At 63.0% G+C, this 19,167-nt stretch carries 18 protein-coding genes and 1 tRNA gene; 12 read left to right on the top strand and 7 right to left on the bottom strand.

What is annotated here, in order from left to right; all coding sequences use genetic code 11:
* Nucleotides 1-145: 145 nt before the first annotated feature.
* Nucleotides 146-1,837 carry a choline dehydrogenase gene (gene betA / locus B2Y33_RS05550; RefSeq protein ID WP_023532909.1) on the top strand — a complete coding sequence of 564 codons (1,692 nt, stop codon included), beginning with the start codon at nt 146-148 and terminating at the stop codon, nt 1,835-1,837.
* 40 nt (nt 1,838-1,877) lie between these two features.
* Here betA and hisF read toward each other — a convergent pair whose 3' ends face one another.
* The 6 genes from hisF to B2Y33_RS05520 all read right to left on the bottom strand — a co-directional run bounded on the left by hisF (nt 1,878) and on the right by B2Y33_RS05520 (nt 6,925).
* Nucleotides 1,878-2,648, bottom strand: coding sequence for an imidazole glycerol phosphate synthase subunit HisF (gene hisF, locus B2Y33_RS05545; protein ID WP_027914085.1), 771 nt, complete (start codon nt 2,646-2,648; stop codon nt 1,878-1,880).
* Between the two features lie 84 nt (nt 2,649-2,732).
* Nucleotides 2,733-3,482: a 1-(5-phosphoribosyl)-5-[(5-phosphoribosylamino)methylideneamino]imidazole-4-carboxamide isomerase gene (gene hisA, locus B2Y33_RS05540; RefSeq protein WP_023533011.1), complete on the bottom strand. Its 750-nt coding sequence runs from the start codon at nt 3,480-3,482 to the stop codon at nt 2,733-2,735.
* A 27-nt stretch (nt 3,483-3,509) separates the two neighbouring features.
* Nucleotides 3,510-3,770, bottom strand: coding sequence for a DUF2164 domain-containing protein (locus tag B2Y33_RS05535; protein ID WP_027914086.1), 261 nt, complete (start codon nt 3,768-3,770; stop codon nt 3,510-3,512).
* Nucleotides 3,771-4,409 carry an imidazole glycerol phosphate synthase subunit HisH gene (gene hisH / locus B2Y33_RS05530; protein ID WP_028687279.1) on the bottom strand — a complete coding sequence of 213 codons (639 nt, stop codon included), beginning with the start codon at nt 4,407-4,409 and terminating at the stop codon, nt 3,771-3,773. It abuts the gene before it with no gap.
* Nucleotides 4,410-5,003 carry an imidazoleglycerol-phosphate dehydratase HisB gene (gene hisB / locus B2Y33_RS05525; RefSeq protein ID WP_023532883.1) on the bottom strand — a complete coding sequence of 198 codons (594 nt, stop codon included), beginning with the start codon at nt 5,001-5,003 and terminating at the stop codon, nt 4,410-4,412.
* A 260-nt stretch (nt 5,004-5,263) separates the two neighbouring features.
* Nucleotides 5,264-6,925 (bottom strand): OFA family MFS transporter, encoded by a 1,662-nt coding sequence (locus B2Y33_RS05520; protein ID WP_128611006.1) that lies wholly within the window; start codon nt 6,923-6,925, stop codon nt 5,264-5,266.
* Between the two features lie 285 nt (nt 6,926-7,210).
* Between B2Y33_RS05520 and B2Y33_RS05515 the strand changes: the two genes are divergently transcribed.
* From B2Y33_RS05515 to B2Y33_RS05490, 6 genes are all read left to right on the top strand, one after another.
* Entirely contained in the window at nt 7,211-9,466 is a 2,256-nt protein-coding gene (locus B2Y33_RS05515) for an AsmA family protein (protein WP_206405222.1), read from the top strand.
* Entirely contained in the window at nt 9,463-10,527 is a 1,065-nt protein-coding gene (gene mutY / locus B2Y33_RS05510; protein WP_206405223.1) for an A/G-specific adenine glycosylase, read from the top strand. The genes B2Y33_RS05515 and mutY overlap by 4 nt, the downstream gene beginning before the upstream one ends.
* Complete coding sequence (locus B2Y33_RS05505) at nt 10,527-10,799, top strand: oxidative damage protection protein (RefSeq protein ID WP_027914090.1); 273 nt, start codon at nt 10,527-10,529, stop codon at nt 10,797-10,799. Before mutY ends, B2Y33_RS05505 begins: the two co-directional genes overlap by 1 nt.
* Before the next feature lie 91 nt (nt 10,800-10,890).
* A tRNA-Phe gene (locus B2Y33_RS05500) sits at nt 10,891-10,966 on the top strand.
* A gap of 224 nt (nt 10,967-11,190) precedes the next feature.
* Entirely contained in the window at nt 11,191-12,171 is a 981-nt protein-coding gene (gene ppk2 / locus B2Y33_RS05495; protein WP_028687282.1) for a polyphosphate kinase 2, read from the top strand.
* 87 nt (nt 12,172-12,258) lie between these two features.
* Nucleotides 12,259-12,702, top strand: a complete 444-nt coding sequence (locus B2Y33_RS05490) for a hypothetical protein (protein ID WP_027914092.1) — start codon at nt 12,259-12,261, stop codon at nt 12,700-12,702.
* Nucleotides 12,703-12,845: 143 nt separating this feature from the next.
* On the opposite strand, the gene gabP is transcribed toward B2Y33_RS05490, so the two are convergent.
* Nucleotides 12,846-14,231, bottom strand: a complete 1,386-nt coding sequence (gene gabP / locus B2Y33_RS05485; protein WP_023535725.1) for a GABA permease — start codon at nt 14,229-14,231, stop codon at nt 12,846-12,848.
* Between the two features lie 638 nt (nt 14,232-14,869).
* Here gabP and B2Y33_RS05480 point away from each other — a divergent pair.
* The 5 genes from B2Y33_RS05480 (at nt 14,870) to B2Y33_RS05460 (ending at nt 19,162) form a co-directional block, all read left to right on the top strand.
* Nucleotides 14,870-15,643, top strand: coding sequence for an ABC transporter ATP-binding protein (locus B2Y33_RS05480; protein ID WP_023535748.1), 774 nt, complete (start codon nt 14,870-14,872; stop codon nt 15,641-15,643).
* Between the two features lie 11 nt (nt 15,644-15,654).
* The gene (locus B2Y33_RS05475) at nt 15,655-16,407 is read left to right on the top strand and encodes an ABC transporter substrate-binding protein (protein WP_023535762.1); all 753 of its coding nucleotides are present in this window, start codon (nt 15,655-15,657) and stop codon (nt 16,405-16,407) included.
* Nucleotides 16,408-16,461: 54 nt separating this feature from the next.
* Entirely contained in the window at nt 16,462-17,157 is a 696-nt protein-coding gene (locus B2Y33_RS05470; protein WP_023535794.1) for an ABC transporter permease, read from the top strand.
* On the top strand, nt 17,154-17,843 hold the full coding sequence (locus tag B2Y33_RS05465) for an ABC transporter permease (protein WP_206405224.1): 690 nt from the start codon (nt 17,154-17,156) through the stop codon (nt 17,841-17,843). The genes B2Y33_RS05470 and B2Y33_RS05465 overlap by 4 nt, the downstream gene beginning before the upstream one ends.
* Before the next feature lie 113 nt (nt 17,844-17,956).
* Nucleotides 17,957-19,162, top strand: a complete 1,206-nt coding sequence (locus B2Y33_RS05460; protein ID WP_128611009.1) for a methyltransferase — start codon at nt 17,957-17,959, stop codon at nt 19,160-19,162.
* Nucleotides 19,163-19,167: the final 5 nt, after the last annotated feature.

Below are 19,167 nucleotides of genomic sequence, written 5' to 3'. Positions count from 1 at the left end.
CGCCCGTAGCACGCCAGCCCATGCTGCAGGACAGCGCCGGTCGTTGACCGACCGGCCCTTGCAGCACTCATCCATTTGCGCGTGAGGCCAGGCTGCACCCAGGTGCAGCGCCAGACGCGCAACTGCTTCCGGAGGAAGCTTCCCCATGGAATACGATTACATCATCGTTGGTGCCGGCTCTGCCGGTAACACCCTGGCTACTCGCCTTACCGAAGACGCAGGCACCACCGTACTGCTGCTCGAAGCGGGCGGCCCTGACTATCGCTTCGACTTCCGCACCCAGATGCCAGCCGCCCTGGCCTTCCCGCTGCAAGGCCGCCGCTACAACTGGGCCTACGAGACCGACCCGGAGCCGCACATGGACGGCCGCCGCATGGAATGTGGCCGTGGCAAGGGCCTGGGTGGCTCCTCGCTGATCAACGGCATGTGCTACATCCGCGGCAACGCCCTGGACTTCGATGGCTGGGCTGAGCTGCCAGGCCTGGAAGACTGGGCCTACCTGGACTGCCTGCCGTACTTCCGCAAGGCCGAAACCCGCGACATCGGCCCCAACGACTATCACGGTGGCGACGGCCCGTTGAGCGTGGCCACGCCCAAGGCGGGTAACAACCCGCTGTTCAACGCCATGGTCGAAGCTGGCGTACAGGCCGGCTACCCGCGCACCGAAGACCTCAACGGCTACCAGCAAGAAGGCTTCGGCCCGATGGACCGTTCGGTGACCAAGAATGGCCGCCGCTCCAGCACTGCCCGCGGTTACCTGGACCAGGCCAAGAAACGCCCCAACCTGACCATCGTGACTCACGCCCTGAGCGACCGCGTACTGTTCGACGGTAAGCGCGCCATTGGTGTGAGCTACCTGGTGGGCGACAGCGAAGAGCGCGTCGAAGCACGTGCGCGCAAGGAAGTGATCGTCAGCTCCGGCGCCATCGCCACGCCGCAACTGCTGCAGCGCTCCGGTGTAGGCCCGCGCGCCCTGCTCGAAAGCCTGGACATCCCGGTCGTTCACGACCTGCCAGGGGTTGGCGAAAACCTGCAGGATCACCTGGAACTGTACCTTCAGTACGCGTGCACCCAGCCCGTATCGCTGTACCCATCGCTGCTGTGGTGGAACCAGCCGGCCATCGGCGCGGAGTGGCTGTTCAACGGTACCGGCATCGGGGCCAGCAACCAGTTCGAGGCCGGCGGTTTCATTCGCTCGCGCCCTGAATTCAAATGGCCGAACATCCAGTACCACTTTCTGCCGGTTGCCATCAATTACAACGGCTCCAAGGGCGTCAAGGAACATGGCTTCCAGGCGCACATGGGCTCGATGCGCTCGCCTAGCCGCGGCCGCGTGCAGGTCAAGTCCAAGGACCCACGCCAGCACCCGAGCATCCTGTTCAACTACATGGCCACCGAGCAGGACTGGGAAGAATTCCGTGACGGTATTCGCCTGACCCGCGAAATCATGGCCCAGCCGGCGCTGGACCCGTACCGCGGTCGCGAAATCAGCCCAGGCGCGCATGTGCAGACCGATGAAGAGCTGGACAAATTCATCCGTGAGCACGCCGAAACCGCCTACCACCCATCCTGCTCGTGCAAGATGGGTACCGACGACATGGCGGTGGTCGATGGCGAAGGCCGCGTGCATGGCATGCAGGGCCTGCGTGTAGTGGATGCGTCGATCATGCCGATCATCATCACCGGCAACCTCAACGCCACCACCATCATGATTGCCGAGAAAATCTCGGACAAGATCCGTGGTCGCAAGCCGTTGCCGCGCAGCACTGCCAAGTACTACGTGGCCAACGACGCGCCGGTCAAAGGCAAGCCCATGCGCGAAGTGAAGCAGGGCTGATCAGCAAAAGGGGCTGCCTGGCAGCCCCTTTTTTTTCCGGTCAGCGAACGACTATTCCGCGCGCTGCCATATAGGCCTTGGCCTCAGGCACCGTGTACTCCCCAAAATGGAAGATGCTGGCAGCCAACACGGCACTGGCATGCCCTTGCAAGATGCCATCGGCCAGGTGCTGAAGGTTACCCACCCCGCCCGAGGCGATCACCGGGATGCTCAACGCATCGCTGATGGCACGGGTCACGCCCAGGTCGAACCCGTTCTTCATGCCATCCTGGTCCATGCTGGTCAGCAGGATCTCGCCCGCGCCCAGGCCTTCCATCTTCTTGGCCCACTCTACCGCGTCCAAACCGGTCGGCTTGCGTCCGCCGTGGGTGAAGATTTCCCAGCGCGGCGTTTCGCCAGGGCCGGATACCTGCTTGGCATCGATGGCCACGACAATGCACTGCGAGCCGAAACGGTCGGCGGCCTCGCCCACGAATTCCGGGTTGAACACGGCGGCAGTATTGATCGACACCTTGTCGGCACCGGCATTGAGCAGGTTGCGGATGTCCTGCACGGTACGCACGCCACCACCGACGGTCAGCGGGATGAAGACCTGGCTGGCCATGCGCTCGACGGTGTGCAGCGTGGTGTCGCGGCCGTCAACGCTGGCCGTGATATCGAGGAACGTGATTTCGTCCGCACCCTGCTCGTTGTAGCGCCGGGCGATTTCAACCGGGTCACCGGCATCGCGGATGTTCTCGAACTTGACGCCCTTGACCACACGGCCGTTGTCCACGTCCAGGCAAGGGATGATGCGTTTAGCTAAAGCCATGAGAGGGCTCCTGGGAAGCAACTGCAAGCTGCAAGCTTGGGGCGGCAAGGGATACGCACCGAACGGGCCCCCTGCCGCAGACACTTAGCGCTGGCCAATGCTCGGGTAGGTGTCACAGAAGGCCTGGGCCTCGGCGACGTCGAGGGTGCCCTCATAGATGGCACGGCCGGTGATGGCGCCAATGATGCCAGGCGCATTGGCCTGTAGCAGTGCCTTGATGTCGCCCAGGTTGTGAATGCCGCCCGAGGCGATTACCGGTATCGACGTGGCTTCTGCCAGGGCCTTTGTGAAGGGCACGTTGCAGCCCTGCATCATGCCGTCCTTGGCGATGTCGGTGTAGACGATCGCCGAGACGCCATCGGCCTCGAAGCGCTTGGCCAGGTCAATGACCTGCACCGTGCTCACCTCAGCCCAGCCGTCGGTGGCGACGAAACCGTCCTTGGCGTCCAGGCCGACGATGACCTTGCCGGGGAAGGCCTTGCAGGCCTCGGCCACGAATTCAGGCTGCTTCACCGCCTTGGTGCCGATGATCACGTAGCTGACGCCAGCCTTGACGTAGTGCTCGATGGTTTCCAGCGAGCGAATGCCGCCACCGATCTGGATCGGCAGGGTCGGGTAGCGCTTGGCGATGGCGGTGACCACTTCACCGTTGACCGGCTGGCCTTCGAAGGCACCGTTGAGGTCGACCAGGTGCAGGCGACGGCAGCCGCCCTCGACCCACTTGGCGGCCATGCTCACCGGGTCATCGGAAAATACCGTGGAATCTTCCATACGGCCCTGGCGCAGACGCACGCAGGCACCGTCCTTCAGATCGATAGCGGGGATAATCAGCATCTTGGGAACCTGTCCGTTCTTGGGGTTTCAGGGCTTCTCGAGCGCCCACAGATCGCTTTCGATGCTCTCGAACCGCTCCTTGAGGTGCAGCTGAACATCGGCGATCGCCCTGTTGTAGTAATGGGGTGCAATGTGATGGGTGAACAGTTCGAGTACCTCGGCGACTTCGAACGACCCCAGCTCCAGCTCGAAACGGTCTTCGAGAAAGCGCTTGAGCGTATCGAGCGCTTCACGCTCCTGCTCGGGGGCCAATGTGAGGATCGGCGCCTTGGTCTTCGAACGGCTCATTTACCAGCGCCCGTCCCAGGCCACGAAGTTCTGCAGCAGCTGCAGGCCATGGGTATGGCTCTTCTCCGGGTGGAACTGGACCGCGAAGCGCGAACCATCAGCCAGCGCCGCGGCGAAATCGACGCCGTAGTGACCGCGCCCGACCACCTGCGTGGGTTTGCCGGCGGCAATGTAGTAGCTGTGCACGAAATAGAAACGCGCCCGGTCGCTGATGTCGTGCCACAGGGGGTGGTCGACGCTCTGGCTGACTTCGTTCCAGCCCATGTGCGGCACCTTCAGGTGCTCGCCCTCTTCTTGCAGGCCTTTGCCGAAGAAGCGCACCTGGCCCGGAAACAGGCCGATGCAGTCGACGCCGTCGTTTTCTTCGCTGTGCTCAAGCAGTGCCTGCATGCCCACGCAGATGCCCAGAAACGGGCGATCCTGGCTCACTTCACGCACCAGGCTGTCAAAGCCCAGGCGGCGAATTTCGGCCATGCAGTCGCGAATGGCGCCAACGCCTGGGAACACCACCCGGTCCGCTTCGCGGATCACCGCTGCATCGCTGGTGACCAGTACCTTGCCGGCGCCGACGTGCTCGAGCGCCTTGGCGACCGAGTGCAGGTTGCCCATGCCATAGTCGATTACCGCTACCGTCTGCATTTACAGGCACCCTTTGGTGGACGGCATCTGCCCGGCCATGCGCTCGTCGAGGGTAACAGCCATGCGCAGTGCGCGGCCGAAGGCCTTGAACACGGTCTCGATCTGGTGGTGGGTGTTGTGCCCACGCAGGTTGTCGATGTGCAGGGTGACCAGGGCGTGGTTGACGAAGCCCTGGAAGAATTCCTGGAACAGGTCGACGTCGAAGCCGCCTACGCTGGCACGGGTGTAAGGCACATGCATCTGCAAGCCAGGGCGGCCGGAGAAGTCGATGACCACGCGTGACAGCGCTTCGTCCAGCGGCACGTAGGCGTGGCCGTAACGGAAGATGCCTTTCTTGTCGCCGATGGCCTGGGCAAACGCCATGCCCAGGGTGATACCGACGTCCTCGACGGTATGGTGATCGTCGATATGCAGGTCACCCTTGCACTCGATATCCAGATCGATCAGCCCATGGCGAGCGATCTGGTCCAGCATGTGTTCAAGGAACGGCACGCCGATATCGAATCGGGCCTTGCCACTGCCATCGAGGTTGATCGAGCACTTGACCTGGGTTTCCAGGGTATTGCGCTCGACGGAAGCCTTACGTTCGACCATCACCAGCTCCGCAAAATCATTAGGCGAAAGGGCTGCATTATAGGCGCAGATGGCCGCTGCTTGGAACGCGCAAGATAGATGGCAAGCCCAGCAATGACGGGCTCGGATACCACTACAGGTCTATACAACCAGGAGCGGGGGATCGCTTGTGGGGTATCTGAAGGGCCGCCACTCAACGCGGCCCTGTCGCACGTGCTGGTAGCACCGACGCCACGGAGCCAGGCGCGACGGCCCCGTGGCAAGGCTTCGACCAGTCCGGATCAGTGGAACAATACGGCGGTCTTCTGCAGGGTCACCCAGACGCCCCAGGCCAACGGCACCACCACCACGGCCCAGGCCAACAGCACCAGCGGCAGGCTGCCAGGCGCAGCCTTCCACTCGAGGGACCGCGCGCCGTCAGCGCCCTTGTCGTGGCTCAACGCACGTTCGGCGGCCAGTTGCGCATCGGTCATGAAGTGCTTGTCGGCCACCGGGCGGATCAGCATGTTGCAGATGAAGCCCAGCACCAGCAGGCCGGCGAGGATGTACAGGGTCATGTCGTACGCTGCCGCACGTTCAACGCCAGCCGCCAATTGAGATTCGCGCAGGTAGGTGATCAACACAGGCCCCAGCACCCCGGCGGCCGCCCAGGCTGTCAACAGACGCCCGTGGATGGCGCCGACCATCTGTGTGCCGAACAGGTCGGCCAGGTAGGCGGGTACCGTGGAGAAGCCACCGCCATACATCGACAGGATGATGCAGAACGCCGCCACGAACAGCGCCACGTTGCCCAGGTGACCCATGTTCGGGATCAGGCTGTACAGGCCAACGCCCAAGGCGAAGAAGGCGAAGTAGGTATTCTTGCGCCCGATGTAGTCGGAGAACGACGCCCAGAAGAACCGCCCGCCGATGTTGAACAGGCTCAACAAGCCGGTAAAGCCCGCCGCGATGGCGGCAATCTGCGCCAATTGCGCGGCATTGAGCTGACTGAAAGTGAGTTCATTGCCCAGCAACTTGCCAGCGAACACTTCCTGCAACAGCGGCGAGGCCATGCCGAGAATGCCGATACCGGCCGACACGTTCAGGCACAGCACCAGCCAGACCAGGACGAACTGTGGGGTTTTCCAGGCTACGCTGACGTGCACATGGCGATCGGTGACCATGCCGTTGCCCGCCTTCTTGGCCGGCGCGGTCCAGCCTTCAGGCTTCCAGCCGGTGGGCGGAATGCGATAGGCCAGGGCGCCGGCCGTCATGAACACGAAGTAGATCGCGGCCATGACCACGAAGCTCTGCCACACGCCCACTTCTTGCGCGCTGCCAAAATGACCCATCAGCGCCGTGGCCAACGGTGCACCCACCATGGCACCGCCGCCGAAGCCCATGATGGCCATGCCGGTGGCCATGCCGCGCTTGTCCGGGAACCACTTGATCAGGGTGGACACGGGCGAAATGTACCCCAGGCCCAAGCCAATACCGCCAATCACGCCGGAACCCAACCACATCAGCCACAGCTGATGGGTTTTCACCCCGATGGCGGAGATCAGCATGCCGCCACACCAGCACAGCGCCGAGACCAGCCCGGCCTTGCGCGGGCCGGCGTGTTCCAGCCAGCCGCCCAGCACGGCGGCCGAACAGCCGAGGAAGACGAAGAACAGGGTATAGATCCAGCTGAGCATCGAAATGGGCCAGTCGCACTCGGCGCTGAACAATCGGGCGACGAAGCTCATGTCTGGCGCGCACGCCACTGGCGCCGTGATGCCCAGGGCTTGGGACAACGGCAGCCAGAACACCGAAAAGCCGTAGGCCATGCCGATGCACAGGTGGATGGCCAAAGCAGCCGGAGGCACCAGCCAGCGGTTGAAGCCCGGCCGGGCGATGATGCGTTCCTTGGAGAGGAAGCCTGGCGCACTGGCCAAGGCATCCGCCGTCATGGTGCGGCTCATGGGGATGATCCTTTTTTATAAGTTGTGGAGGCAGGCAAAGCGGCGCAAGGGTAGCAGTATCCGATCACATGAAAGCAATCTGATATCGCCTATTTTAGTTCGGCTGAAACGGTAACGCGCTGTAGCCGATCTTTCTGAACTGCCAAGATCACCGCTGTCGAAAGCCGTAGCATCTACTGAGCACGTGGGAAATGGCCGGTATATCCAGCCGAATCAGCAGGGACGGCCGCTGCGGCGCTATACTCTCGCGCTTGAATTCACATTCCGATAGTTAAGGACTCGCCCATGAAAGCGTTCGGCAAAATCCTGGGCCTAGGGCTTCTCGGGTTGTTGCTGATCATCGTGGCGCTGGGCTTTGCCCTGACCCACCTGTTCGATCCCAACGACTACAAAGACGAGATTCGCCAGCTGGCGCGCGACAAGGCTCACGTGGAGCTGACTCTCAACGGCGACATTGGCTGGAGCCTGTTCCCATGGCTGGGGCTTGAGCTGCATGACGCCAGCATCGCCACCTTGAATGCGCCCAAGGCGCCGTTTGCCGACTTGCAGATGCTGGGCCTGTCGGTGCGGGTGCTGCCGCTGCTGCGCCGCGAGGTGCAGATGAGTGATGTGCGCGTCGAAGGGCTGAACCTGATCCTGACACGTGACGAACAAGGGCATGGCAACTGGGAGGACATCGGCAAGCCTTTGCCTGCGTCGGCCGAGGGCGAAACCCCTGCACCAGGCAATGCGCAAGGCCCCGAAAACACCGATCAGCGCTCCGGCACTGCCAACGCAGACCGACCGGTCAAGCTCGATATCGACAGCCTGACCGTGAACAACGCACGCGTGCAGTACACCGACGCACGCAGCGGCGTCAGCTACAACGCCGAAAGCATTCAACTCAGCACCGGCGCGGTACACGAAGGCGCCACTATTCCACTCAAGGCCAGCGCATTCATCAGCGCCAGCCAGCCCAACATCAAGGCGCGCACCGAAGTGGCCGGCGAGCTGCGTCTGGACCGTGCGCTCAAGCGCTACAGCTTCGAAGACATGCGCCTGTCGGGCGAAACCTCTGGAGAGCCCACTGGCGGCAAGACCGTAACCTTCGCCGCCCAGGGCCAGTTGCTGCTCGACCAGGCCGCCAACGTGGCGTCATGGAACGGCCTGAAACTGTCGGCCAACCAGCTGCGCGCCCTGGGCGAACTCAACCTGCGCGAGCTGGACAAGACGCCGCAGCTAAGTGGCGGCCTGTCCATTGCCCAGTTCGACCTGCGTACCTTCCTGGACGGTATCGGCCACCCGCTGCCTACCACTCAGGACCCGGCTGCATTCGGCAAGCTCGAGCTGGTCACGCGCCTGCAAGGCACGCCTGCCAGCATCGCCCTGGAAGACCTGTCGGTGAAACTGGACAGCAGCACCTTCACCGGACGCGTGGCGGTTGAAGATTTCGCCAAGCAAGCCCTGCGCCTGCAACTGAAGGGCGACAGCTTCGATGCAGACCGGTACCTGCCGGCCAAGAGCGAAGAGGCCAAGGGCGCCACTGCTGCGCGCAAGGCCCAGGTACAGCAGCAAGAAGCCAGTGCCGTGGCCGGTGCAGGCAGCACACCCCTGCCCGACGCCCCCACCCAGGGCGCCTGGAGCACTGACAAACTGCTGCCGGTGGACCGTCTGCGCGCCCTCGACCTGCAGGCAGACCTGAGCTTCGGTTCGCTGACGCTGGACAAGCTGCCCATCGGCAACGCCCGCCTGACGGCCAATGGCCAGGGTGGGCTACTGACCCTGCAAACCTTGCGCGGTGACCTGTACAACGGCACGTTCGAGGCCAAGGGTACGGTCGACGTGCGCCCCGCCGTGCCACAGCTGGGGGTCAACACCCGCATCCAGCGAGTACCCGTCGAGCATTTCATCAAGACCGACGACAAGGACAAGACGCCGCCGGTCAAGGGTTTGCTGACCCTGTCCAGCGACCTGACCGCCACCGGCAACAGCCAGAAAGCGCTGGTGGACACGCTCAACGGCACGGCCAACTTCACCATCAATGACGGTGTGCTGGTCAACGCCAACCTCGAACAACAGCTGTGCCAGGCCATTGCCACGCTCAACCGCAAGTCGCTCAGCGGCGAGCCGCGCGGCAAGGACACCCCGTTCCAGGCGCTGCGTGGCAGCGTGGTGATTCGCAATGGCGTGGCCAGCAACCCTGACCTCAAGGTGCGAATTCCAGGCCTGACCGTCAACGGCCATGGTGACGTGGACCTGCGGGTACTGGGCATGGACTACAACGTGGGTGTTATCGTCGAGGGCGATCAGCGGGCCATGCCCGACCCGGCCTGCCAGGTCAACGAGCGCTACGTGGGCGTGGAAGTGCCGCTGCGCTGCCGTGGCCCGCTGGAGCTGGGCGCCAAGGCCTGCCGTCTGGACAAGGACGGCATGGGCAAGGTCGCCGCCAAACTCGCAGGCAACCGCCTCAAAGACAAGATCGACGAAAAACTCGATGAAAAACTCGGAGACAAAGTGAGCCCGGAACTCAAAGACGCGCTCAAGGGGCTGTTCAAGCGATGACACCCGAGCAGTTTTCCAGCGCTGTGCTGGAGTGGTACGACACGCACGGCCGGCACGATCTGCCCTGGCAACAGGGCATCAACCCGTACCGGGTGTGGGTGTCTGAAATCATGCTGCAACAGACCCAGGTCAGCACCGTGCTGAACTATTTCGACCGCTTCATGCATGCGCTGCCGACCGTGCAAGCGCTGGCCGAGGCGCCCGAGGACGAGGTGCTGCACTTGTGGACGGGCCTGGGCTACTACACCCGCGCCCGCAACCTGCAGAAGGCTGCACGCATCGTGGTCGAGCAGCATGGCGGGGTGTTTCCGCGCAGCGTCGAGCAGCTCACCGAGCTGCCCGGCATCGGCCGCTCCACAGCCGGGGCCATCGCCAGCATCAGCATGGGCATCCGTGCGCCGATCCTGGACGGTAACGTCAAACGAGTCCTGGCGCGCTTCACCGCCCAGGCCGGTTACCCGGGTGAGCCGAGGGTAGCCAACCAGCTGTGGGCCACTGCCGAGCGTTTCACGCCCATGGTTCGTGCCAACCACTACACCCAGGCGATGATGGACCTGGGCGCGACGCTCTGCACCCGCAGCAAGCCCACCTGCCTGCTCTGCCCGGTACGGCGCGGCTGCGAGGCGCACCTGCACGGCGAAGAAACCCGCTACCCCGAGCCCAAGCCGCGCAAGGCGCTACCCCAGCGGCGCACGCTGATGCCGCTGCTGGCCAACGACGACGGCGCCATCCTGCTGTACCGTCGCCCGTCCAGTGGCCTGTGGGGCGGGCTGTGGAGCTTGCCGGAGCTCGACGACATCGCCCAGCTTGACGACTTGGCCGATCAGCACGGCCTGCGCCTGGGCCGCAGCCACGCCCTGGACAACCTGACCCACACCTTCAGCCACTTCCAGCTGGCCATCGAGCCTTGGCTGGTGCACGTCGACCCGGTTGGCGAGCACATGGTCGAGGCCGACTGGCTCTGGTATAACCTGGCCACCCCACCGCGCCTGGGCCTGGCCGCCCCGGTGAAGAAGCTGCTCAAACGCGCAGCCGACGAACTGATTGCAGGAGATGCCTGATGACCCGCACCGTGATGTGCCGCAAGTACAACGAAGAACTGCCCGGCCTGGACCGCCCACCCTATCCAGGGGCCAAGGGCCAGGACATCTTCGACCACATCTCGCAGAAGGCCTGGGCCGACTGGCAGAAGCACCAGACCATGCTGATCAACGAAAAGCGCCTGAACATGATGAATGGCGAGGACCGCAAATTCCTCCAGGCCGAGATGGACAAGTTTTTCGCTGGCGAAGAATACGCTCAGGCAGAAGGCTACGTACCGCCCTCGCAATGACCCGGGGGCACGTAAGCGACGGAATTAATTTAATATTTTTTTCAAAAAGTCGTTGACGAGCGGTCTGAAAGTCTATTTAATTCACCTCGTCGCCCAGATAGCTCAGTCGGTAGAGCAGAGGATTGAAAATCCTCGTGTCGGCGGTTCGACTCCGTCTCTGGGCACCACCTTCAGCTTCTGGTGGTTGCAAAGTTACCCGAAGCGACACAAGAAACCCGCCCAGTGCGGGTTTTTTGTTGCCTGTCGAAAAGTGCTGGTGGGTCGCCCTTCGTCGTGGGTAGCCTTCGGTCAGCAGCACTCATCCCGGCCGGGTTGATCAACATCAAAGAGCCAGCGCCCTGTCGTCCTTAGCATTCAAGGTGAACATTCGAACCACCTTGCAAGGACCTCCATGAGCGACGACGCCCCTCTCCAGACTTCCCCACCCCCCAAGAAGGCTACCCCCACGGCCAAGCCCCGCACTCGCCGCCCCCGCCCGCGCAAACCCGAACCGGCCATCACCGCGATCAGCCAGGCACCGACCGCACTGGAAGTGGCCAGCGCTCCCAAGGGCAGCAGCGAAGACAGCACATCGGCGCGCTTGCCATCCGGCTACCCTTACCCGCAGCGCCTGCGTCGACAAGAGTACGAAAGGGCCAAGCACGCCCTGCAGATCGAGTTGCTCAAGGTGCAAAGCTGGGTGAAAGAAACCGGGCAGCGGGTGGTGATTCTGTTCGAAGGGCGTGACGCTGCAGGCAAGGGTGGGACCATCAAGCGGTTCATGGAGCACCTGAACCCCCGGGGCGCTCGCATCGTGGCGCTGGAAAAGCCGTCGGAACAAGAGAAAGGCCAGTGGTATTTCCAGCGCTATGTGCAGCACCTGCCCACGGCGGGGGAAATGGTGTTCTTCGACCGCTCCTGGTACAACCGCGCGGGCGTCGAGAAGGTGATGGATTTCTGCTCCCCCCTTCAATACCTGGAGTTCATGCGCCAGGCACCGGACCTTGAGCGGATGCTGTGCAACAGCGGCATACTGCTGTTCAAGTACTGGTTTTCGGTGAACCGCGAGGAACAACTGCGCCGCTTCATCTCGCGCCGGGACGACCCCCTCAAGCACTGGAAACTGTCGCCCATCGACATCAAGTCTCTGGACAAGTGGGACGACTACACCGCCGCCAAGGAAGCCATGTTCTTCCACACCGACACCGCCGACGCGCCGTGGACGGTGATCAAGTCCGATGACAAGAAGCGTGCGCGCATCAACTGCATCCGCCACTTCCTGCATTCGCTGGACTACCCGGACAAGGACTTGAGCGTGGCCTACGCGCCGGACCCACTGCTGGTCGGGCGGGCATCGCGCGGGTTCGAGGAGGACGACGCGATCGCCAGCTGACCGCCGGCGGTGCGTGCATGGCACTTGGGTTTCGCGGGTAACTGCGCTTCAATACGCGCACTTTCAAGCCCCACCCAAGGATTGCCCATGGCCACCTCCAGCAAGCAACAAAAACGCGCCAAGCGCGCCGCCACCAAGGCCAAGCAGAACCGCATGGTGCGCAGCGGCCAGGCCGTGAAGGCCAGCGCAGGCGATAGCGCCAGCGTCGAGCAGGTGTTCGATAAGGCCATGGCGTCGGCCAGTTACGACCCTTTGTTCAAGAAGATGAAGGAAGCCCAGGAAGGCGGCCTGGTGCCGATGATCTCGGTGTTCCTGGTTGACCCGCTGCTGGCCCTGGTGCTCAAGGGCCACAAGGAAGAACACGCGACCGACTATATCGTGATGGTATTCAACGCCTACCGTGCATGGCTCGATGGCGCGGACGAAGACACGACCATGGCATGGCTGGAAAGCGATGAGTTCCAGGAGGCTTACCTGGCTGCGTCCGAGCTGGTGGCCAAGCAGCAGCAACAGCAGAAGCAGTTTGGTTGATTAGGGTGGCCGGGCTGACGGCTTGGAAACAGCCGACTTGCCCCGCTCCTAAAGACGACCGAATACCTGCGTGAGCGGCCTTGCCGGGGCGCTGGACCGGCCGCGATGGCCGGCCCTGCACGCAGGCAAATGGAGTGGCGGCCTTACTTGGCCACCGCTGCCCGTCCACCGGCTTCGCGCTTGCGGTGCACCAGCAGCCCCGCAGCCACCACGGCGATGCTCAGCAGTGCCGTCGCGATGATCTCGATGCGGTGGTCCTCACGCAGTGCCATTACCCCCAGCACCGCCACAATGAAGGCGATGGTCGCCCAGGTCAGCCCTGGGAACAGCCACATCTTGAACGCGATCTGCTCACCACTGGCCTCGCGCTTGGCACGCATGCGCAGTTGCGAAACGGCAATCACCAGGTACACCAGCAACGCGATGGCGCCGGAGCTTGCCAGCAGGAACTCGAAGACCTGGGCTGGCGCAAGGAAGTTGGCGAAGACGCACAGGAACGCCGCCGCAGTGGACAGCAGCACCGCCACGTAAGGGGTAGCCGCCTTGGTGGTGCGTTGGGCCATGGCCGGGGCATCGCCACGCTTGCTCAGCGAGAACAACATGCGCGAGGACGTGTACAGCGCCGAGTTCAGGCAGCTGGTCACGGCGATCAGTACCACGATATCGACGATCAGCTTGGCGTTGGGTACACCGATGCGGCTGAGCACGGTCTGGTAGGAACCGACTTCGGCCAACGCCGGGTCATTCCATGGCACCAGCGCCACGACCAGGAAGATCGACACTAGGTAGAACAGGCAGATACGCCAGATCACCGAGTTGGTGGCGCGGCTGATCTGCTTGCCCGGGTCCTTGGACTCGGCAGCGGCGATGGTGACGATCTCGGTGCCCATGAATGAGAACATGGTCGTCAGCATGGCAGCCAGCACGGCGCCGAGGCCGTTTGGCATGAAGCCTTGGGTATCGAACAGGTGGCTGGCACCGCTGACCTGGCTGTTGGGTACCAGGCCGAACATGGCCACACAACCGACCACGATGAACGCGATGATGGCCAGCACCTTGAGCAGGGCGAACCAGAACTCGAACTCACCGTAGTTCTTCACGCTGAACAGGTTGGTCACGGTCAGTGCCAAGGTGATCAGCAGGGAGAACGCCCACAGGTCAACGGCTGGGAACCAGGCATGCAGGATGGCTGCAGCGGCGTTGGCCTCCAGTGGAATCACCAACACCCAGAACCACCAGTACAGCCAGCCGATGGTGAAGCCGGCCCAGCGCCCGATGGCGCGGTCGGCGTAGGTGGAGAACGAACCGGTGTCGGGCGAAGCCACTGCCATTTCACCGAGCATGCGCATGACCAGCACCACCAGCGTACCGGCGGCGGCATAAGCCAGCAGTACCGCCGGGCCCGCCGCTGCAATGGCGTGTCCGGAACCGACGAACAGGCCTGCGCCGATGACGCCAGCAATGGACAGCATGGTCACATGCCGTTGTTTAAGCCCCTGAGCGAGGTCATTGGAATTGTTGCCGCTCATAAAACTACCTTTGCAAGGAGTAGATCACATCGGTTGCGCAAGCGCGGCTCGCGTCTGGAGCATGCACAGCGGCAACCATTGATTGGACACTGGCAATAACCGCGCCATGTGCTACGCGCACTCGGCCCGACCACGCCGGAAGCCAATAACGGCGGGGGCCACGGCAAAAAGGGCCATTGAATGGCCGATTAGCCATCAAAAGCGCTCATTACCGAAATACTCACTTACAAATGCACCAAAGGTGCCCCTCGGTAACACCTGCGCACCATCACAAGGCAAACAGGGCGCAACCCTTCGGTACAACCCTGGACCGCGGCGGGGTTCAGAAAGGCTGCACCGGAGCGCCTCGACAGGCTGCCCGGACAGTCAGGTTTGACGGGCACATGGTCCGAAAGCGCTTCCCTGAGACCGTCAAAACTGGCACCATCGCGCCTTTTTTCATCATGGCTCTGGTGCCGGGTAACCTCCCTTGTGGACATCTGCGCGACGTTGCGCTGCAACGATGCGACAAACTGCCCCACCAATGCCCAGAGCGCCCGGCGACCCTGTTGGCCGTCATAATGCCGCTATGCTAGCTTGGCGCACGCCAGGAAGGCCGCCAACAGCTGGGAACGCACCCGAACACATGAGGACCGCACATGGCTCAGGCCACGCCCGCGCTGGAAATCCGCAACCTGCACAAACGTTATGGCGAGCAGGAAATTCTCAAGGGCATTTCGCTGACCGCACGCGACGGTGACGTGATCTCCATTCTGGGGTCGTCCGGCTCCGGCAAGTCCACCCTGCTGCGCTGCATCAACCTGCTGGAAAACCCGCACCAGGGCGAAATCCTCGTGGCCGGTGAAGCCCTCAAGCTCAAGGCCGCAAAGAACGGCGACCTGATGGCTGCCGACAACCGCCAGATCAACCGACTGCGCAGCGAAATCGGCTTCGTCTTCCAGAACTTCAACCTGTGGCCGCACATGTCGATCCTCGACAACATCATCGAGGCCCCACGCCGCGTACTTGGCCAAAGCAAGGCCGAGGCCGTCGAGGCAGCCGAGGCGCTGCTCAACAAGGTGGGGATCTACGACAAGCGTCACAGCTACCCCGCCCAGCTGTCCGGTGGCCAGCAGCAGCGCGCCGCCATTGCCCGTACCCTGGCCATGAAGCCCAAGGTCATCCTGTTCGACGAGCCCACCTCGGCCCTCGATCCGGAAATGGTCCAGGAAGTGCTTAACGTTATCCGCGCATTGGCCGAAGAAGGCCGTACCATGCTGCTGGTGACGCACGAGATGAACTTTGCCCGCCAGGTGTCCAGTGAAGTGGTCTTCCTGCACCAGGGCCTGGTCGAAGAGCAGGGATCGCCGCAGCAGGTCTTCGAGAACCCGACCTCGGCGCGTTGCAAGCAATTCATGTCCAGCCACCGCTAACGGAGCAATACATGCACACCTACAAGAAGTTTCTCCTGGCAGCCGCTGCCACCCTGGTCATGTCGGCCAATGCCATGGCCGCGGAAAAACTGCGCATGGGTATCGAAGCCGCCTACCCACCGTTCAACAACAAGGACGCCAGCGGTAATGTCGTCGGTTTCGACAAGGACATTGGTGATGCCTTGTGCGCCAAGATGAAGGTCGAGTGCTCGGTCGTCACCTCCGACTGGGACGGCATCATTCCAGCCCTGAACGCCAAGAAGTTCGACTTCCTGGTCTCGTCGCTGTCGATCACCGACGAGCGCAAGCAGGCGGTGGACTTCACCGACCCGTACTACTCCAACAAGCTGCAGTTCATCGCACCGAAGAACGTCGACTTCAAGACTGACAAGGACTCGCTCAAGGGCAAGGTCATCGGCACCCAGCGCGCCACCCTGGCTGGCACCTACCTGGAAGACAACTACAGCGGTGTGGACATCAAGCTGTACGACACCCAGGAAAACGCCTACCTGGACCTGGTTTCCGGCCGTATCGACGGCATCCTGGCCGACAAGTACGTGCAGTACGAGTGGCTCAAGAGCAAGGACGGCATGAACTACGAGTTCAAGGGCGAGCCAGTGATGGACAGCGACAAGATCGGTATCGCCGTGCGCAAGGGTGACACCAAGCTGCGCGACGACCTGAACAAGGCCCTGGCCGAAATCAAGGCCGACGGTACGTACAAGAAGATCAACGACAAGTACTTCCCGTTCAGCATCGAATGATCCGCCCCGATTGGCGCGCCCCGGTGGCGCGCCTCTCCCTAGAATGACCTGCCCATGAATATCGACTTGCACGGATTCGGTCCGGCCATGATGGCCGGCACCCTGATGACCGTAAAACTGGCGCTGTGCGCCTTGCTGTTAGGGCTGGTGCTGGGCCTGCTCGGCGCCCTGGCCAAGACTTCCCCGCTCAAGCCCTTGCAGTGGCTTGGCGGTTTCTACTCGACCCTGGTACGGGGTATTCCCGAACTGCTGTGGGTGTTGCTGATCTACTTCGGCACCGTGGGCCTGATGAACGCCCTGGGCGAAGCCCTGCACATGCCAGGCCTTGAGCTCAGCGCCTTTGCCGCAGGCGTCATTGCCCTGGGCCTGTGTTTTGGCGCCTACGCCACCGAGGTGTTCCGGGGCGCTATCCTGGCCATCCCCAAAGGCCACCGCGAAGCCGGGCTGGCGCTGGGCATGTCCAAGGGCCGCATCCTGTCGCGGATCATCCTGCCGCAGATGTGGCGCATCGCCCTGCCCGGCCTGGGCAACCTGTTCATGATCCTGATGAAGGACACCGCGCTGGTGTCGGTGATCGGCCTTGAAGAAATCATGCGCCATGCCCAGATTGGCGTGACCGTGACCAAGGAGCCGTTCACCTTCTACATGGTGGCGGCCTGCATCTACCTCAGCCTGACCGTCATTGCCATGACCGGCATGCATTTCCTGGAACAACGCGCCGCTCGCGGCTTCGCGAGGGCCGAACAATGAACTGGGAAGTGATCATCAAGTGGCTGCCGCGCCTGGCCCAGGGCGCCACCCTGACCCTGGAGCTGGTGGCCATCGCGGTGGTGGCCGGTTTGATCCTGGCCATCCCGCTGGGTATCGCCCGCTCTTCGCGGCACTGGTACGTGCGCGCCGTGCCCTTCAGTTACATCTTCTTCTTCCGCGGCACCCCGCTGTTGGTGCAGCTGTTTCTGGTGTACTACGGCCTGGCCCAGTTCGACGCCGTGCGCGCCAGCGCGCTATGGCCGTACCTGCGCGACCCGTTCTGGTGCACCGCGCTGACCATGACCTTGCACACCGCCGCCTACATCGCCGAAATCCTGCGCGGCGCCTTGCAGTCCATTCCCAAGGGCGAGATCGAGGCTGCGCGGGCGCTGGGCATGTCCCGGGCCAAGACGCTGGTCTACATCATGCTGCCCCGGGCTGCCCGCATCGGCCTGCCGGCCTACAGCAACGAAGTGATCCTGATGCTCAAGGCCAGCGCGCTGGCCAGTACGGTCACCCTGCTGGAACTAACCGGCATGGCGCGGACCATCATTGCCCGCACGTACTTGCCGGTGGAGATCTTCTTCGCCGCTGGCCTGTTCTACCTGCTGATCTCGTTCATGCTGGTGCAGGGCTTCAAGCTGCTGGAGCGCTGGTTGCGCGTGGACGCCTGCCAAGGGCGCTGATCCGTTACCGGCTGCAGCCGGTTGGCCCTTTTTTACCCGGCATGTGGATGCCTGGGTGAAAGCGGGTTCAGCCGGCAGCAAGGCCTGACCACCCTTTATCGACAGCGCTCCCAATGCCTACCTCCCTCCACAGCCACCTTTTGCTCGAACGCTTTCAGGCGCTTGACCGGTTTTTGACCGAGCATCAGGCGCTGTGGAAACCCAGGCCGTTCACCCATCTGCACCTGGATTGGGAAAGCACCTACCCGGAACTTGCGCGGCATCTGCGCCAAAGCACCTTGGCCGAGGCCGAAGGTGACGTCGACCCACACGCACTGCCCGCACCTTATCCACAGTTGGCTGATGCCGCCCAGGCGCTCAGCGCGCTGGGTGCCCTGCCCACCTGTGCGCTCCCCGCCGCCGCCCACCGGCTTGACGTCAATGTACCCGGCCGCAAATGGCACCAGATCGAAGCCTTCGCCCGTCACCTCGCCTTCCGCGCGCCCTCGCGCCACTGGCTGGACTGGTGCTCGGGCAAAGGCCACCTGGGCCGGCGTTTGCTGCACCCCGGCCAGCGCCTGACCTGCCTGGAGTACGACACCGCGCTGGTGGCTGCCGGGCAGGCGCTCAGTGCCCATCACCATTTGCCCGTGCAACACATCCATCAGGACGTGATGGCCCCTGGCAGCGTCGAGCATCTGGATGCAGACACCAGCGTGGTCGCCCTGCACGCCTGCGGCGACCTGCATGTCCGGCTGCTGCGCCTGGCCAGCCAGCAACATTGCCCACAACTGGCCGTGGCCCCGTGCTGCTACAACCGCATTGCCACCGCCCAGTACCAGGCGTTATCCACAGCTGCTCGCGCCTCGGCCTTGCACCTGTCGCTGGATGACCTTGGCCTGCCCCTGAGCGAAACCGTCACCGCCGGCGCCCGCGTACGCCGCCAGCGCGACACGTCCATGGCCCGCCGCCTGGGCTTCGACCTGCTGCAACGCCAACAGCGCCAGACCGACCAGTACCTGCCCACGCCATCGCTGCCGGTGGCCTGGTTGGCCAAGCCCTTCGAGCGGTATTGCCGTGACCTGGCTGCGCTCAAGCAACTGGACCTGGATGGGGATATCGATTGGGCGGCGTTGGAATCGGCAGGATGGAATCGCCTGGCGCAGGTACGCAACCTCGAACGCCTGCGCAACCTCTTCCGCCGCCCACTCGAACTCTGGCTGGCACTGGACCGTGCCCTTTTTCTGACCGAACAGGGCTATGACGTACTTTTGGGCGTGTTTTGCGACTATGCCCTCACCCCACGCAACCTGATGATCCTCGCCGAGCGCGACAGATAGCCGCA

Source organism: Pseudomonas sp. UBA5666, from assembly GCF_002420785.1.
Taxonomy (GTDB): domain Bacteria; phylum Pseudomonadota; class Gammaproteobacteria; order Pseudomonadales; family Pseudomonadaceae; genus Aquipseudomonas; species Aquipseudomonas fulva.
The sequence above is the reverse complement of the archived record's forward strand: the minus strand, read 5'-3'. Positions and strand labels throughout refer to the sequence as shown.